This is a genomic window from Pseudomonas sp. 57B-090624, assembly GCF_003234055.1.
Taxonomy (GTDB): Bacteria; Pseudomonadota; Gammaproteobacteria; order Pseudomonadales; family Pseudomonadaceae; genus Metapseudomonas; species Metapseudomonas tohonis.
Genome location: NZ_QKRU01000108.1, coordinates 1 through 14508, shown reverse-complemented (window position 1 = coordinate 14508; position 14508 = coordinate 1). Strand labels below are relative to the sequence as shown.

Here is a 14508-nt window from a genome sequence, read left to right as displayed (position 1 = left end):
TCCAGGAGCAGTTGCTGTCCGCCCCCGCCGCGCGCCCGGAGCTGCTCTGGCAGGCCGCCGCCGACGCCTTCCGCCAGGGCAGCGTCGCACGCCTGCGCGAGGACGACCCGCATTCGCCCTGGAGCCGCAACGACGGCTGGCGCCCCGGCCTGCCCAGCGAAACCGACCTGCATCTGGCCTGCGGCGACGAACGCCATCTGGTGCGCCTGCGCGGCACCGCGCCGAGCACCCTGCGCCTGGACGGCGAACGCCTGTGGCAGGAACAGGACGGCATCACCCGCCAGCGCCTGGCGATCCGCCGTGGCAACGCCCTCTACCTGGAATGGGACGGCGAGCTGCAACGCGTCGAGCAGGTCGACCCGGTGGCCGAGGCCCAGGCCGCCCACGCCCACCACGGAGGGCTGACGGCGCCCATGAACGGCAGTATCGTGCGCGTCCTGGTGGAAGCCGGCCAAGCCGTGGAAGCCGGCACCGCCCTGGTGGTGCTGGAGGCGATGAAGATGGAGCACAGCATCCGCGCGCCCCACGCCGGCACCGTCAAGGCGCTGTACTGCAGCGAAGGCGAACTGGTCGCCGAAGGCACCGCGCTGGTGGAACTGGAAGAAGCCTGACAGGGCACCGCTGGTGGACATGAAAAGCGATGTCCACTCTACCCATCCTACGCTCATAGCATTCCATGAGCCCGGCACTCGAACCCCATCAGGCCACGAACGCCGATGAATGAGAGAGAAGACGCGATGACGATTCCCAAGAAGGTCCGCCTGGTCGAAGTCGGCCCCCGCGATGGCCTGCAAAACGAGAAGCAACCCATCAGCGTGGCCGACAAGGTGCGCCTGGTGGACAACCTCTCCGCCGCCGGCCTCGACTACATCGAGGTGGGCAGCTTCGTCTCGCCCAAGTGGGTGCCGCAGATGGCCGGCAGTGCCGAGGTGTTCGCCGGCATCACCTACCGCCCGGGCGTCACCTACGCCGCCCTGGCACCGAACATAAAGGGCTTCGAGGCCGCCCTGGAGGCCGGGGTGAAGGAAGTGGCGGTGTTCGCCGCCGCCTCGGAGGCCTTCTCGCAGAAGAACATCAACTGCTCCATCGCCGAGAGCCTGGAGCGCTTCGTACCGCTGATGGACGCGGCGCGGGCCAACGGCATCCGCGTGCGCGGCTACATCTCCTGCGTGCTGGGCTGCCCCTACGAGGGCGAGGTGCCCGCCGAACAGGTGGCCGCCATCGCCGCCCAGCTGGACGCCATGGGCTGCTATGAAGTCTCCCTCGGCGACACCATCGGCACCGGCACCGCCGGCGCCACCCGCCACCTGTTCGAGGTGGTGGGCGCCAGGGTGCCGCGCGAGCGCCTTGCCGGGCACTTCCACGACACCTACGGCCAGGCCGTGGCCAACGTCCACGCCGGCCTTCTGGAAGGCATCGCCGTGTTCGACAGCTCCGTCGCCGGCCTCGGCGGCTGCCCCTACGCCAAGGGCGCCACCGGCAACGTCGCCACGGAAGACCTGCTCTACCTCATGAACGGCATGGGCATCGAAACCGGCATCGACATGGACCGCCTGGTGGACGCGGGCCAACACATCTGCGCCGTGCTCGGCAAGGAAAACGGCTCCCGCGTCGCCCGCGCGCTGCTGGCCAAGCGGAGCAGATAGTTCCGGTCTACTTGCCATTTTCAAAAATTAACGCTGGGGTCTCATCCACCCCACAGGCAACGATCTCTGCAACCAGGAAGGCGGAGCCAGTCCGCCACCTACCCGCTCCTGAATTTGCAGTTCAAGCGTTCGCATAGATTCCGCTCCCTATCGGCTAACCAAGGCCAAATAAATCCATCTGTTATCCCCGCTCCTTCGCGAAATTTTATTCGCCGCTTTTTGGCAATAAGAAACCGGGCCTGACGTGATCGAAAACAGCGGTCCTTTTAACGCCTATCGCTTCCCTCCTGAAAACTCCCAATATAACGATCAGACCGCTGCGTACGAATTCAGGACCCCACCCGTAAGACCATTCAAAAAACTACTGTTATAAAAAGTCTACACGCCAAGTATTTTTCCATCTCCAATCACAATCCTAAGAAAATTCGCAAGCAACACCACTACCTTTCGCCAGTCTTCATAAGCCGCCACCCGTTGAAATTCATATCCTTTTAAAAGAGCATCAAGTGGCATCACATTGATGCAGTTAAAGGAGTGAATTCTAATGTTCAAAAAAATCAGGCCTTTGAAAACCAATTCCTTCGTAACAATCAAAGCAAGCACCTCTACCAAGGGGCGCGGAGGCGGTGCAATTATGGAGGGGAAATTCTGGATCTATCGAGGAAAATGGAACTAACGCAGCCAAGAAGACCCTCTTCATGAGGGTCTTCCTTTAAAAAACGGAATGGATACCGATCAATGATATTTGAGGCGATCAAACTAATAACAAGAGAAAGCGAAAACTCTTTCAAAAGCTGGAAGATAACTAAAAACAAGTTAGCAAAAACCGTAAAAATCGCCATTTGCAATGAACATATAACGATAACCAACCCTATCGATAATCACATCATACTTCACATAGAAATCACCAAAAACCGCATAGTAATTTCAAATCAAATAATTAACATACTCACTGAAAAATCAAGGCTTTCCAGACCAGCCATCCTCCGATACTTAAACAATACCAAACAGCTTGGAGATTCAATCTGGGAAAATATTTATACCATTACACCGGGTACGTCTGGAAAAATCAGAGCCGACCTTTCAATAAGAATATCTATAGACATCCCAAAGGCAGTTCGATGCGATCCAGCCGAAACCCTTACCGAAGTAATAAGCAAGCAAACTCGCGGTCAAAATATTTCGGTTAGATTTTCTGGGGGTATAGAATCAACGGCGATTTTAGCGGCCTGCAAAGCTATAGCCGACCCCAGAAATATAGTAGCAACGACGTGGTACTCTGAAGCTGAAGGCTATAACTCCGACGTTTCAGAGTCGAGTAGGATTGCGAGAATTCTACAAATTGAGCACCTTCTGGTTCCAATTGATGAGAGCAGATTATTTACAATCCCCTCAACGATGAACCTGCCAGCTTATCCGTCTCCGGCTCTAGCTTTTTCCGGCATTCTAGAAATCTTAGATAGGCACGCCACTGAGCACTTCGGAGGTCGTGCGCCTATAGTTCTAGATGGGCATGGAGGCGATCATGCTTTCCTGGAGCATCCAGACCCCAGGTTATTGCGTAACTGTATTGGCAATAATTTCTTCAAAAAACTTAATGAATACTGCGACCTTAACGCAACCAGCTACTCAAGAGTAATAAAACGAATTCTTTTAGGTCCTGAGCCGCACAAAAATAACATTCTTATCAAGAAATATCGCAAGCAACGCCAGTTCCCTGATTTAACGAAAACCACAAACCGTCTAAGAGCGGAGATAATCCAAGAAGCGCTCGAGGAAATCTGCATAACACCATCTAGGCCAGAAGAAAAAATACTCTACCCATTTCTCCACTCGCCAATGATTGAATGCGCCTTAGCATTTGAGATATCTGAAGCATTCAATTCAAGTCTTAGCAGGATTGCCTTCAGAAAGTCCGCAGCAAAAGCGTTTGGGAATGGCCTTTTCACTAGAGATAACAAGGGCTCTGTAACCGGTTCCTTTCAAAAAGCCCTTAGCCTTCAGCGAGAAAGGCTCTTAGCCATTATAGAAAATGGCTATTGCACGAAAGAGAAATTAATTGATTTATCTAAATTCAAGAGCGCCTATAACATTTCTGCGCAAGGAGCGGAAGGGCTCAACTATGAGATGATGAAAATACTAAACCTTGAGCTATTAATATCGTATTCCTTTAATAAATTAAAGCGACTAACAAGCAATGCAATTTTCTAAATATGTGCACCATGTCGTAATCAACGACGAAATGGTAATTCTCGACGAACCAGGAGACAAGTACTGGCTGCTTAGCCACTCGGACACCCAAGCAGTTATCCATGCTGTGCAATCGAGGCTTGACACATACCCACCCGAACTTCAAGAGCTCGTACAATGTAAAATACTAACCCTTGAGAGAGGAACTACCCACATTAATATAGGCTCTCCTAGAAAGCTTGGATTAAATAATCACGAGTGGTCTCAATCCTTCAAAGCAAATTTAACCAAAGTTTCAGCTTTCTCAATCATAAAAGCCTCCCTCGCACTAACCCTCTCCTTCATCACAACAAAGACATTTGGCCTACACAAAACCCTGAACCTTATAAGGAAGATAAAAAGAAATCGCCTCAGCACATGCAAGCTTGAATTAAAAGAGCTTCAGCAAATATCTTCCAGCATAAAACAGGCATCTAAAATCTTGCCTTTCAGTACATCATGCTTGCAGCATTCAATATGCACCTTCCTTCTCTGCGCAATTAAGGGAGAGGTTGTCACACTCAAAATCGGAGTAAAAACTTATGATTTTTTTGCCCATGCCTGGACGGAAAGTGATAGCGGTTTGGTTATAGGCGACAAACAAGAAATCCCTGAATCACTTCATGAAATCCTCTCTATCTAGCAAGAGATCATTATTCCGACCATGAGCACCAAACTATCTCATTCCTACCGTAACGCGCTCGACATAACCAAACAAAAATACCCGGCATTCTTCAGAGACTTCTCATTAGTACTTGCTATTATTTTATTCATTTCCGCGTTCAGCTCTATCGTACCGCTACTTTTGAGGGAGTCAGCAAATTTACTGAGCAACTCTTCTGCCGAGAGAAGCCTTTTATATATAGTTGTCTCTGCCTATGCACTAGCCTGGACAGTCAGCAATGCAATGGAATGGCTCAAAAGCATAGCAACCTCTTATGTCATGGTACGCTGCGATGCGTCTTTTTATAGATCACTATTCGAATGCTTCTTAAAGCTCACCCCAGAAAATCATAAAATCCTAACAAAGGGAGAGATTCTTTCAGATTTTGACAGATCAATGACAAGTTTTGGACAAATCAATCAAACACTATTCTGGACTCTAGCACCATTAGCCTTCGAATTAATTCTTGTATTCATCATCTTGTGGAAATCAACGAGCCTAGCTTTCTCCTTCGCATTTTTAGTTTCCATCACCCTGCTATTTCTTATCGCAATATGGGTATCACAAAGAACAGAAGACGTGCACCTGGACTGTTTCAATGCAGTAAATGAACTTACTGAGTTCCTGTCTGAAAAAATTGATGCAACCAACGAAATACTTATAAACGCCTCGCAACCTAGAGAATCAAGAAAAATCAAAAGCGTCATTCATAATTATACAAAGGCTATCTTCAAAGCAAACTCACGAATGGCTCTCCTACTAAGCTTGCAAGTCATTGCGATCGGTATGACCCTCCTCGCATTCACCCTTACATCGGCCAACCTTACACTTAATAACCAATTCTCGGTCGGCGACTTTGTGATGGTGGTCTCCTATGTCGTCCAGCTAACAGCCCCATTCGCAGTAATCGCCAGCTCCTTAGTCGGCCTGAAGAGAGATCATCTTGCACTGGAGGCCGGCCTCAAATATTTCAAGCTCACCGCCCCCTCTCCAAGCGGTACAACTCAGTGCAAAAAATCCTCTATATTGTTCAAGATAGACAAATATCAAACCGAGCATATCAAACCACTGTCCACCAACATCCAGCTCGGAAAGACCTACGCAATCTGCGGCCCTTCCGGCAGCGGAAAGACAACATTAATCAATAGTATGATCGGGTTAAATCGCACCTATACAGGTTCCATAGCCCTCTTCGGGGCGGACCTGAAGACCCTTTCGTCCGATGCGGTAATTGACCAAATAAGCGTTGTCCAACAAACCCCATTCATCTTTTCGGGAACGGTTCGTGAAAACCTGCTTTACGGCACGGACAGGGTGGTGGATGACAGCGAGCTGATTGAAGTAATTGACGCACTAGACCTTCACCTGAGCGACGATGTCAGCACAAATAGCCTAGACATAGCTGTCGGTGGAGAAAACCGTTCACTTTCAGGGGGGGAGCAACAGCGAATTGGCATTGCCAGAGCAGTATTACGTCAGAAACGTATAATTATTCTCGATGAACCAACTTCCGCTCTAGATGAAAACACTGCAAAAAAAGCGCTTCGTTTCCTTAGGTCACAGGGTGGTACTTTGATCTTTGCCAGCCATCAAGGCTCCATCATAGAAATGGCGGATGAGATAGTGCGTATAGAACTTATGACACACGCCGAGAGCTTCAATGAAGCAGAATCGGATTGGGCGCAGCGTTGACTGCGCCCAACATCCATCGCTGTTTACCTAACCTCGCCTTTCCCCATCACGGCATCACCGGCGGCACGTATTCCAGGGTGGTGCCCAGGGCCCACAGCAGCACCAGCACCAGTGGGGTGTGCACCAGCAGCTGGACGAAGGAGAAGCCGATCAGGTCGCGCGCCTTCAGGCCCAGCACGCCCAGCAGGGGCAGCATGTAGAAGGGGTTGATCAGGTTCGGCAGCGCCTCGGCGGCGTTGTAGATCTGCACCGACCAGCCCAGGTGGTAGCGCAGCTCGTTGGCCACCTGCATCACGTAGGGCGCCTCGATGATCCACTTGCCGCCACCGGAGGGGATGAAGAAGCCCAGCACGGCGGAGTACACGCCCATCAGCAGCGCGTAGGTGTCGTGGGAGGCGATCTGCACGAAGAAGGTGGAGATGTGGTGCGCCAGGGTCTGGCCATCGCTGCCGTTGACGGTGGTCATCAGCGCGGCGATGGAGCCGTACAGCGGGAACTGGATCAGCACCCCGGTGGTGGTCGGCACGGCGCGGGCCACGGCGTCGAGGAAGCTGCGCGGGCGCCAGTGCAGCAGCGCGCCGGCCATGATGAACAGCAGGTTGTAGGTATTGAGACCGGAGATGGCGGTGATCGCCGGCTTGCTGGCGAACTCCTGGGCCAGCCAGCCACCGGCCAGCACCACCAGCAGGATGATCAGCAGCGGGCTGTGCTCCAGCCACTCGCCCGGGCGGGTCGGCTTGGGTTGCGGCGGCGCGGTGAAGCTCGGGTCCACGCCGCAGGCCTTGGCGTCACGGGCGCTGGCCGCGCTGGGCGCGGTCATGTAGGCGATGGCCAGGGACACCAGGATCAGCGCCAGCAGCATCACGCCCGACTGCCAGAGGAAGATGGTCTCGGTGAAGGGGATCACGCCGGTGATGGCGAGGATGGACGGCGGCAGGCTGGCCGGGTTGGCCTGCAACTGCGCGGCGGAGGACGACAGCCCCAGTGCCCAGACGGCGCCCAGGCCCAGGTAGGCGGCGGCACCGGCGGCGCGGTAGTCCATCCTGATGTCTTCACGGCGGGCCAGGGCGCGCACCAGCAGGCCGCCGAACACCAGGGACAGGCCCCAGTTGAGCAGCGAGGCGACCATGGAGATCAGCGCCACCCAGGCCACCGCGGTGCGGCCGTTCTTCGGCACCCGCGCCAGCAGGTCGATGAGCCGCGATGCCGGGCCGGAGCTGGCGACCACATAGCCGCCGATGACCACGAAGGCCATCTGCATGGTGAAGGGGATCAGGCTCCAGAACCCATCGCCGAAGGCCTTGGCCGTGGCGCTGGCGGGTGCGCCCATGGCCAGCACGGCGACGGTGACGATCAGAACCGCCAGCGCGGCGAATACCCAGGAGTCGGGGAACCAGCGCTCGGCCCAGGCTGAGCAGCGCATGGCGAAACGGGCGGAACGGCTTTCTTCGAGTTGCGTGACCATCGGTCTACCTCACTTTTATTCTTGTCGGCATGGCACGGCCGGGGCCGGGCACCGGATAAGGGTTGGAACCAGCACGAGGGTCTTTGCCCCCTGTTTGCCTGAAACGACGACGCCACGCCCCAGGGCGTGGAATGCGTCTTGCCCCGCTCGGTGAGCGGCGCGGTGCGTGATGCAACTTGTTCAGTGGGCCCCCGCGTTCGCGAGGGTGACGAGGTGCGCGGGACGTCCCTCACTCACCGTCATTCCCGCGCATGCGGGAACCCACTAAAAGCGCCTTCGTTCCGTTTCAGTAGGCCCCCGCGTTCGCGAGGGTGACGAGGTGCGCGGGGCTTCCCTCACTCACCGTCATTCCCGCGCATGCGGGAACCCACTAAAAGCGCGGGAACCCACTAAATAGCCCTCGTTCTGTTTCAGTGGCCCCCGCGTTCGCGAGGGTGACGAGGTGCGCGGGGCTTCCCTCACGCACCGTCATTCCCGCGCACGCGGGAACCCACTAAAAGCGCGGGAACCCACTAAATAGCCCTCGTTCTGTTTCAGTGGCCCCCCGCGTTCGCGAGGGTGACGAGGTGCGCGGGGCTTCCCTCACGCACCGTCATTCCCGCGCACGCGGGAACCCACTAAAAGCGCGGTAACCCACTAAAAGCGCTCGATCGCCAGGGCCACGCCCTGCCCGCCGCCGATGCACAGGGTCGCCAGGCCCTTCTTCGCATCGCGCTTGATCATCTCGTGTAGCAGGGTCACCAGCACGCGGCAGCCGGAGGCGCCGATGGGATGGCCGATGGCGATGGCGCCGCCGTTGACGTTGACCTTCTCGGCGTCCCAACCCAGCTCCTTGCCCACGGACAGGGCCTGGGCGGCGAAGGCTTCGTTGGCTTCGATCAGGTCCAGCTCGTCGAGGTTCCAGCCGGCCTTCTCCAGGCAGCGGCGGGTGGCCGAGACCGGACCGATGCCCATGATCGCCGGGTCGACGCCCGCGTTGGCGTAGGCGGCGATGCGCGCCAGCACCGGCAGGCCCAGGGCCTTGGCCTTCTCGGCACTCATCAGCAGCACGGCGGCGGCGCCGTCGTTGAGGCTGGAAGCGTTGCCGGCGGTGACGCTGCCGTCCTTCTTGAACGCCGGCTTGAGCTTGGCCAGGGATTCGGCGGTGGTGCCGGCGCGGGGCTGCTCGTCGGTGGCGAAGGCGACGGGGTCGCCCTTCTTCTGCGGGATCAGGATCGGGGTGATCTCATCCACGAAGCGGCCGGCTTCGATGGCGGCGGAGGCCTTTTGCTGGGACGCAGCGGCGAAGGCGTCCTGGGCTTCACGGCTGATGCCGTACTTCTCCACCAGGTTCTCGGCGGTGATGCCCATGTGGTAGTCGTTGAAGGCGTCCCACAGGCCGTCCTGGATCATGGTGTCGATGAGCTTGGCGTGGCCCATGCGCAGGCCGGTGCGGGCACCGGGCATGACGTAGGGGGCGAGGCTCATGTTTTCCTGGCCGCCGGCGATGATCACCTCGGCGTCGCCGCAGCGGATGGCCTGGGCCGCCAGGTGCAGGGCCTTGAGGCCGGAGCCGCAGACCTTGTTCAGGGTCATGGCCGGCACGGCATGGGGCAGGCCGGCGAGGATGGCGGCCTGGCGCGCAGGATTCTGGCCGGAACCGGCAGTGAGCACCTGGCCGAGGATGACCTCGTCCACCTGGGCGCCATCGAGGCCGGTCTGGGCCAGCAGCTGGCGGATCACCGCAGCGCCCAGCTCGGGGGCGGGGATGTTGGCCAGCGAGCCCTGGAAGCTGCCGACGGCGGTGCGGGTGGCGGCGACTATGACGACGTCTTGCATGTGCGGATCTCCTGCGGGGCCACGCCGCACGGGCCTGGCCGATGAACAAAGGACCGCCCCGCGGACGAAGCGTGCGTGGCGTTTCGTCCGCGGGGCGGCAGAGCAATCAGAAGCTCATTTCGATCACGTCGTCCGGGACGATCAGCTCGCCGGCGGTCTTGGCGACGATCTCCTCGATGCTGACGCCGGGGGCGCGCTCGCGGAGGATGAAGGCGCCGTCCTCGATCTCCAGGTAAGCCAGGTCGGTGAGCACCTTGCGGATGCAGCGGCAGCCGGTGAGCGGCAGGCTGCAGTGCTTGAGCAGCTTGGACTCGCCGTCCTTGGAGGCGTGGGTCATGGTGACGATGATGTTGTCGGCACCGGCCACCAGGTCCATCGCGCCGCCCATGCCCTTGACCAACTTGCCGGGGATCATCCAGGAGGCGATGTTGCCCTGCACGTCCACCTCGAAGGCGCCCAGCACCGTGAGGTCGACGTGGCCGCCACGGATCATGGCGAAGGATTCGGCGGAGTCGAAGATCGCCGCGCCCTTGCTGGCGGTGACCGTCTGCTTGCCGGCGTTGATCATGTCGGCGTCGACTTCCTCCTCGGTGGGGAAGGCGCCCATGCCCAGCAGGCCGTTCTCCGATTGCAGCATCACTTCCATGCCCTCGGGCACGTAGTTGGCCACCAGCGTGGGGATGCCGATCCCCAGGTTCACGTAGTAGCCGTCCTTCAGTTCGCGGGCCACGCGCTGGGCCATCTGTTCGCGGGTCAGTGCCATTTCAAACGCCTCATCTTGTTCTATTGTCGAAGAGGATCGAGCGAGCTAGAGACCGGCTAGGCGGAAGTGTGCGAGGACGCGGAGTTCAGTCGCCTGAATGAGCAGTCCGAGCACGCTTCCAACACCGCCGGGCCGACGCGCAGCCGATCCTCAGGAGCGAGTGGTGCGCTTTTCGATGCGCTTCTCAAAAGTCCCGCATATCAGGCGATCGACGTAGATGCCCGGGGTGTGAATCTGGCTCGGGTCCAGCTCGCCGGGTTCGACGATCTCCTCCACCTCGACCACGGTGATGCGGCCGGCGGTGGCCACCACCGGGTTGAAGTTCTGCGCGGTGTGGCGGTAGATCACGTTGCCGTAGCGGTCGGCCTTCCAGCCCTTGACGATGGCGAAGTCGCCGGTGATGGCCGGCTCGAGGATGTAGGGGCGGCCGTTGAATTCGCGGGCCTCCTTGCCTTCGGCGACCGGGGTGCCGTAGCCGGTGGCGGTGTAGAAGGCGGGGATGCCGGCACCACCGGCGCGCAGCTTCTCGGCAAGGGAGCCCTGGGGGGTGAGCTCGACTTCCAGTTCGCCGCTGAGCAGCTGCTGCTCGAACAGGGCGTTCTCGCCCACGTAGGAGGCGATCATCTTGCGGATCTGCCGGTCTTCCAGCAGCACGCCGAGGCCGAAGCCATCGACGCCGCAGTTGTTGGAGACCACGGTGAGGTCGCGCACGCCACGGCGACGGATCTCGGCGATCAGGTTCTCGGGGATGCCGCACAGGCCGAAGCCCCCGGCGAGGACGGTCATGCCGTCGGTGAGCCCTTCGAGGGCTTCCTCGTAGCTGCCTACGCGCTTGTCGAGTCCACTCATGGTGCTGCCTCTTGTGATTGTCGTTGGCCCGGCATGGGGCCGGTGAGTGAGCCCAAGCTTCTCCTCGTTCGACTCATTTGTTAATTTTGTTTTTCCTCGCTATTGATCGGCAAAACAAATCAATGACCGTCAAGCAACTGCGTGCCTTCCTCGCCGTCGCCCAGAGCCTGAGCTTCGCCCAGGCCTGCGAGCGCCTGCACCTGTCCCAGCCGGCGCTGTCCCTGGCGATCAAGAACCTGGAGGAATCCCTCGGCGGCCAGCTGCTGGTGCGCACCACCCGCAGCGTGGCGCTGACGCCGGAGGGCGAGACCCTGCTACCCATCGCCCGGCGCCTGCTGGCGGACTGGGACAACGCCGAGGAACTGCTGCGCCAGCACTTCACCCTGCAACTGGGCAAGGTGGCCATCGCCGCCATGCCCTCCTTCGCCGGCAACCTGCTGCCGGTGGGCCTCAAGGCCTTCCGCGACCGCCACCCGAAGGTCAACGTGGCGGTGCACGACGTGATCAACGAGCAGGTGCTGGAGATGGTGCGCAACCACCGCGTCGAGCTGGGCATCGCCTTCGAGCCGGAGTCCCTCGACGGCCTGGCGTTCACGCCCTTCTACAGCGACCGTTTCGTCGCCGTGGTGCCCGGCGATTGCGCATTGGCGCAGCAGAGCGAAGTGAGCTGGGCAGAGCTGCTGGGCGAGCCCTTCATCACCCTGCAACGCCCCTCCGCCGTGCGCCTGCTGCTGGAGGAGCGGGTGGCGGCGCGGCACGGCCGGCTGCCGGTGGCCCTGGAGAGCCATCAGTTGGTGACGGTCGGCCGCATGGTCGCCCAGGGCCTGGGCGTGAGCGCGGTGCCCAGCCTGTGCATCCAGCAGATGGAGGAACTGGGCGCCCGCTGCATCGCCCTGCGCGACCCGCAGATCGAGCGTCGCGTGGGCCTGCTGTGGCTCGCCGGGCACAGCCTCTCCACCGCTGCCCAGGCCCTGGCCGACGTGCTGCTGCACCTGCGCGACTGGAACCGCCAGGGGCCTGCGGAACCCGGCGAGTGAGGCCACCCCTAACCTAGTACCAGCGCGGCCGCCAACGCCCGTGCCATGCTATGGACATCGCCCGCCAGCGCAGTGGGCCCAGTCGTAGAAGAAGAGGAGTCGCCCGATGAGCCAGCCCCTGTGGACCCCCAGCCCGGAACGCATCGCCGCCACGCGGATGGACGCCTTCCGCCGCGAGATCGCCCGCCGCCACGGCCTCGACCTGCCCGACTACGCCGCCCTGCACGCCTGGAGCGTCGGGCAGCGGGAAGCCTTCTGGCAGGCGCTGGTGGAGCTGTTCGATGTGCACTTCCACACACCGCCCCGCGCGGTGCTGGAGGAAGGCCCGGCCATGCCCAGCGCCCATTGGTTCCCCGGCGCCACCCTGAACTTCGCCGAGCACCTGCTGCGCCGCCGTGACGACCACCCGGCGCTGGTGGCCGTGGCCGAGGATGGCCGCCGCGAGCAGCTCAGCCATGCCGAACTGGCCGCCCATGTCGCCGGCCTGCAGCAGCGCCTGGCCGCCGCCGGGGTGGGCGTCGGCGACCGTGTGGCGGCCTTCATGCCCAACACCTGGCAGACGGTGGTGGGCATGCTCGCCACCGCCAGCCTCGGTGCCACCTGGTCGTCCTGCTCGCCGGACTTCGGCACCCAGGGGGTGATCGACCGCTTCGGCCAGATCGAACCCAAGGTGCTGATCGCCGCCGCCGGCTACCACTACGCCGGCAAGACCCTGGACCTGACCGCCAAGCTCAATGAAATCCTCCAGCGCCTGCCCACCCTCGCCCAGTTGGTGGTGGTGCCCTATGCCCGCCAGGAGGCCCGCGCGGAAGACTTCGCCACCGCCGCCGGCGTCAGCCTGTGGGACGACTTCTACCGCCCCGGCGGCGAACCCGCGTTCGTTCCCGTGCCCTTCGAGCAGCCGCTGTACATCCTCTACTCCAGCGGCACCACCGGGGTGCCCAAGTGCATCGTCCACGGCGTCGGCGGCACCCTGCTGCAGCACCTCAAGGAACACGCCCTGCACAGCGACCTGAAGGCCGACGACACGCTGTTCTACTTCACCACCTGCGGCTGGATGATGTGGAACTGGCTGGCCTCCGGCCTGGCCCTGGGCGCCACCCTGGTGCTCTACGACGGCTCGCCGTTCCATCCCGGCCCGGAGCGGCTGATGGACCTGATCGACGCCGAGGGCATCAGCATCTTCGGCACCAGCGCCAAGTACCTCGCGGCGCTGGAGAAGGCCGGCGCGCGGCCCCGCCAGAGCCATCGGCTGGAGCGCCTCAAGACGCTGCTCTCCACCGGCTCGCCCCTGGCCCACGAGGGCTTCGACTACGTCTACCGCGAGATCAAGGCCGAGCTGTGCCTGTCGTCCATTTCCGGCGGTACCGACATCGTCTCCTGCTTTGCCCTGGGCAACCCGGTGCTGCCGGTGTGGCGTGGCGAGCTGCAGTGCAAGGGCCTGGGCATGGACGTGCAGGTGTGGGACGAGGACGGCAGGCGGCTCGCCTCCGGCAAGGGCGAGCTGGTCTGCGCCCGGCATTTCCCCTCGATGCCGGTGGGCTTCTGGAACGACCCGGACGGCGGGAAATTCCGCGCGGCCTACTTCGAGACTTTCCCCGGCGTCTGGGCCCACGGCGACTACGCCGAGGAGACCGCCCACGGGGGCCTGGTGATCCACGGCCGCTCGGATGCCGTGCTCAACCCCGGCGGCGTACGCATCGGCACCGCCGAGATCTACCGCCAGGTGGAGAAGGTGGAACAGGTGCTGGAATCCCTCGCCATCGGCCAGGACTGGCAGGGCGACGTGCGCGTGGTGCTGTTCGTACGCCTGCGCGAGGGCGTGGCGCTGGACGACACCTTGCAGGCGCGCATCCGCCAGGTGATCCGCGACAACACCACGCCGCGCCACGTGCCGGCGAAGATCATCGCCGTCGCCGATATCCCGCGCACCCTCAGCGGCAAGATCGTCGAGCTGGCGGTGCGCAATGTCGTCCACGGCCGCCCGGTGAAGAACACCGACGCCCTGGCCAACCCCCAGGCGCTGGAGCTGTTCAGGAACCTGCAGGAACTGGCGGAGTGAAGGCGACGCGGCCGTAGGTCGGGGGCAACCCGACGGCTGCCTGGCACTCGCGCGCGTCACCCACCCTGCGAACCCCATCACGCTTGCATCAACGGCCAAGGGAATGCCCGTGGTGCCGGCGCTAACATGGCGGCCTCACTCGTACCTGGAACCCGAGATGGATCTCATCCCCCGCGCCCTGCTCTGCCTGGGCCTCGCCCTGCCCTCCATCGCCCTGGCCACGCCCTGCCAGGAGTTCGAACCCGCCCTCGCACGCCTCGAAGGCAAGCTGGAACGCCAGACC

11 protein-coding genes are annotated in these 14508 nt (G+C 60.6%); 7 read left to right on the top strand and 4 right to left on the bottom strand.

The window, feature by feature from the left end; translation table 11 throughout:
- The 5 genes from DMX10_RS30130 to DMX10_RS30110 all read left to right on the top strand — a co-directional run.
- Positions 1-611, top strand: a 611-nt coding sequence (locus tag DMX10_RS30130) for a biotin/lipoyl-containing protein (protein WP_305888073.1), incomplete at its 5' end; no start/stop codon positions are given.
- A 126-nt stretch (positions 612-737) separates the two neighbouring features.
- The gene (locus DMX10_RS30125; RefSeq protein WP_111264544.1) at positions 738-1646 is read left to right on the top strand and encodes a hydroxymethylglutaryl-CoA lyase; all 909 of its coding nucleotides are present in this window, start codon (positions 738-740) and stop codon (positions 1644-1646) included.
- A 738-nt stretch (positions 1647-2384) separates the two neighbouring features.
- Positions 2385-3857 carry an asparagine synthase-related protein gene (locus DMX10_RS30120; protein ID WP_111264543.1) on the top strand — a complete coding sequence of 491 codons (1473 nt, stop codon included), beginning with the start codon at positions 2385-2387 and terminating at the stop codon, positions 3855-3857.
- Between the two features lie 31 nt (positions 3858-3888).
- Positions 3889-4518: a lasso peptide biosynthesis B2 protein gene (locus tag DMX10_RS30115; protein WP_158545639.1), complete on the top strand. Its 630-nt coding sequence runs from the start codon at positions 3889-3891 to the stop codon at positions 4516-4518.
- Between the two features lie 21 nt (positions 4519-4539).
- Entirely contained in the window at positions 4540-6231 is a 1692-nt protein-coding gene (locus DMX10_RS30110; RefSeq protein ID WP_111264541.1) for an ABC transporter ATP-binding protein, read from the top strand.
- Positions 6232-6277: 46 nt separating this feature from the next.
- Here DMX10_RS30110 and DMX10_RS30105 read toward each other — a convergent pair whose 3' ends face one another.
- From DMX10_RS30105 to DMX10_RS30090, 4 genes are all read right to left on the bottom strand, one after another.
- Entirely contained in the window at positions 6278-7696 is a 1419-nt protein-coding gene (locus tag DMX10_RS30105) for a short-chain fatty acid transporter (protein ID WP_111264540.1), read from the bottom strand.
- 636 nt (positions 7697-8332) lie between these two features.
- Positions 8333-9514, bottom strand: coding sequence for an acetyl-CoA C-acetyltransferase (locus tag DMX10_RS30100; protein ID WP_111264539.1), 1182 nt, complete (start codon positions 9512-9514; stop codon positions 8333-8335).
- A 106-nt stretch (positions 9515-9620) separates the two neighbouring features.
- Positions 9621-10277: a CoA transferase subunit B gene (locus DMX10_RS30095; protein ID WP_111264538.1), complete on the bottom strand. Its 657-nt coding sequence runs from the start codon at positions 10275-10277 to the stop codon at positions 9621-9623.
- 150 nt (positions 10278-10427) lie between these two features.
- Positions 10428-11126, bottom strand: coding sequence for a CoA transferase subunit A (locus DMX10_RS30090; protein ID WP_043246821.1), 699 nt, complete (start codon positions 11124-11126; stop codon positions 10428-10430).
- A 122-nt stretch (positions 11127-11248) separates the two neighbouring features.
- On the opposite strand from DMX10_RS30090, the gene DMX10_RS30085 reads away from it, so the two are divergent.
- Positions 11249-12163: a LysR family transcriptional regulator gene (locus tag DMX10_RS30085; protein WP_111264537.1), complete on the top strand. Its 915-nt coding sequence runs from the start codon at positions 11249-11251 to the stop codon at positions 12161-12163.
- A gap of 106 nt (positions 12164-12269) precedes the next feature.
- On the top strand, positions 12270-14225 hold the full coding sequence (locus DMX10_RS30080) for an acetoacetate--CoA ligase (RefSeq protein ID WP_111264536.1): 1956 nt from the start codon (positions 12270-12272) through the stop codon (positions 14223-14225).
- Positions 14226-14508 lie beyond the last annotated feature (283 nt).

Coding starts and splice junctions, on each gene's coding strand:
- DMX10_RS30125 (WP_111264544.1), top strand. CDS start 738: ATGACGATTCCCAAGAAGGTCCGCCTGGTCGAAGTCGGCCCCCGCGAT.
- DMX10_RS30120 (WP_111264543.1), top strand. CDS start 2,385: ATGATATTTGAGGCGATCAAACTAATAACAAGAGAAAGCGAAAACTCT.
- DMX10_RS30115 (WP_158545639.1), top strand. CDS start 3,889: ATGGTAATTCTCGACGAACCAGGAGACAAGTACTGGCTGCTTAGCCAC.
- DMX10_RS30110 (WP_111264541.1), top strand. CDS start 4,540: ATGAGCACCAAACTATCTCATTCCTACCGTAACGCGCTCGACATAACC.
- DMX10_RS30105 (WP_111264540.1), bottom strand. CDS start 7,696: ATGGTCACGCAACTCGAAGAAAGCCGTTCCGCCCGTTTCGCCATGCGC.
- DMX10_RS30100 (WP_111264539.1), bottom strand. CDS start 9,514: ATGCAAGACGTCGTCATAGTCGCCGCCACCCGCACCGCCGTCGGCAGC.
- DMX10_RS30095 (WP_111264538.1), bottom strand. CDS start 10,277: ATGGCACTGACCCGCGAACAGATGGCCCAGCGCGTGGCCCGCGAACTG.
- DMX10_RS30090 (WP_043246821.1), bottom strand. CDS start 11,126: ATGAGTGGACTCGACAAGCGCGTAGGCAGCTACGAGGAAGCCCTCGAA.
- DMX10_RS30085 (WP_111264537.1), top strand. CDS start 11,249: ATGACCGTCAAGCAACTGCGTGCCTTCCTCGCCGTCGCCCAGAGCCTG.
- DMX10_RS30080 (WP_111264536.1), top strand. CDS start 12,270: ATGAGCCAGCCCCTGTGGACCCCCAGCCCGGAACGCATCGCCGCCACG.